We start from the raw sequence: 552 nt of genomic DNA, 5'->3' as shown, positions 1-552 counted from the left end.
GGTGATATGACAAAGGGGTACGACGGATCTGGGGCCGGGTCAGCCCCGGCCAGTGCTTACGGGCCGAAAGTGTTGGATGCGGATACGCCGGAAGGGGTCGAGGCAGGCGCGAGGAAAGCGCTTTCCGACCCGACGCTGATGCTTCCCACGCGCACGGAGATTACCAAGTAGTCGTGACCGCGAACAGCTGTCTATCCAACAAGCATCATGCCCGGCGGAGTGCGCTCTCGCTTCGCATTGCTTGGAAGACCTGGTTTCAGGATCAAGCAGAACCTCTGCGACGAAATCGAACCACTAGGGTGATACCCGATATTGCCGCGATCGACAATAACAGGGCAATCCACAAGCTGAAGATCCCGCTCCGCTCCGGTGCCTGTCTGGCTGCGAGGTCGGCGTAGCGGTATAGCGTCGGCTCGACTGCAGTCCGAAGCGGCGGGATTTTTGAGCGAAGGTGCAGCACGTTGCTATGCGGCTCGAATATCAACACCTGGCGCGTCGCGTCGGAATTGATCGCGTCATGAGAATTCAGACGGTCGAGCATGATACGTATGA

General features: G+C 58.7%; 1 protein-coding gene. It reads right to left on the bottom strand.

All coding sequences use genetic code 11. The annotated features are described in order from the left end of the window. Nucleotides 1-262: 262 nt before the first annotated feature. The coding region (locus tag CKO31_RS26625) for a hypothetical protein (protein ID WP_207148140.1) at nucleotides 263-552 on the bottom strand (290 nt) is incomplete at its 5' end.

The sequence above is a fragment of the Thiohalocapsa halophila genome (assembly GCF_016583825.1).
Taxonomy (GTDB): domain Bacteria; phylum Pseudomonadota; class Gammaproteobacteria; order Chromatiales; family Chromatiaceae; genus Thiohalocapsa; species Thiohalocapsa halophila.
This window is presented reverse-complemented; position numbering and strand designations above follow the sequence as displayed.